Origin of the sequence: Rhizobium sp. RU35A (assembly GCF_900156005.1) — a bacterium.
Lineage (GTDB): Bacteria > Pseudomonadota > Alphaproteobacteria > Rhizobiales > Rhizobiaceae > Neorhizobium > Neorhizobium straminoryzae.
Window position 1 is genome coordinate 1 of record NZ_FTMR01000050.1, and the last position, 1,235, is coordinate 1,235.

Sequence of the window (1,235 nt, forward strand, 5' to 3'; positions counted from 1 at the left end):
TGACGTGCTCCCCGATTTTGGGCCACCGGGAGCTGGAATTTTCCGGGGTTATGGCTCAGGTCAGCGGTGGTGCCGATGAGCCCTTCATGAGCGAAATCGGCACCTTGTTGCCGATGGCGCTGTGTGGCCGGAATTCGTTATAGTCTCTGCGCCAATCCTCCATTTTTACCCGCGCGTCGTCAAGGTTCATGAACCAGTGGGCATTCAGGCACTCCGCCCTGAACTTGCCGTTGAAGCTTTCGATGAAGCTGTTGTCCGTCGGCTTGCCAGGCCGGGAAAAGTCGAGCACAACGCCTTTGTGATAGGCCCACAGATCGAGATCGCGAGAGATGAACTCGCTGCCGTTATCGACACGAATGACCGCCGGATAGCCAATCTGGCGGCATGTGCGTTCCAGGGTCTGGACGACATCTTCCCCCTTATAGCTGAACCGTGCATCGACAACCGGCGAGAAGCGGGAGAAGGTATCAACGACCGTCAGGACCCTGATCTTGCGGCCGGTAGCCAACTGGTCATGCACAAAGTCCATGGCCCAGACATAGTTGGACCGGGTCGCTGCGGTCCGGTCTGAACGCAGCTTTGCCTTCACCCGCCGCTTTGGCACCTTGTTGCGCAGTTGAAGGTCCATCTCCTTGTAAAGACGATAGATTCGCTTCGGATTGACCGGCCATCCGTCACGCTTAAGCAGTATATGCACGCGCCGGTATCCATACCGGACACGTGTCTGGCAAATGTCTCTGATCCTCAGCTTCAATTCAGCCTGCTCGCCGCGTTTCGACTTGTAGACATAGAGTGACCGGTCGATATTGAGGACCGCACAGGCCCGGCGGGTGGATATCTTCCAGTCGGATCGGACCTTGTCGACGAGTGAACGCTTGCGGGCAGGCTTCAGAGCTTTTTTGACAGAACATCCTGTAGCATAGCTTTATCCAGCGAAAGGTCGGCGACGATCCGCTTCAGCTTGGCGTTCTCCTCCTCAAGCTGACGCAACCGCTTCATCTCGGACGGCATCAGGCCCGCATACTTCTTGCGCCAATTGTAGAACGTCGCATCGGAAATGCCAGCCTTTCGACAGACCTCCCCGATCGGCGTGCCGTCCTCCGCCTGCTTCAAAACAAACGCGATCTGCGCCTCGCTAAACTTCGATGCCTTCATCGGAATTCTCCTCTCTCCCCGCAGGGATGATAAATGGAAAATTCCAGTTCCAAATGGCCCAATTTATTGGGAGCACGTCA

The 1,235-nt window shown here is 56.2% G+C and carries 1 protein-coding gene; it reads right to left on the reverse strand.

The features are described from left to right. Nucleotides 1–55: 55 nt before the first annotated feature. Nucleotides 56–1,155 (reverse strand): IS3 family transposase gene (locus F3H95_RS26990; RefSeq protein WP_143124834.1). Its coding sequence is split into 2 segments (ribosomal slippage): nucleotides 56–903 and nucleotides 903–1,155, totalling 1,101 coding nucleotides; the frame shifts between segments, so codons are not numbered across the junction. Nucleotides 1,156–1,235 lie beyond the last annotated feature (80 nt).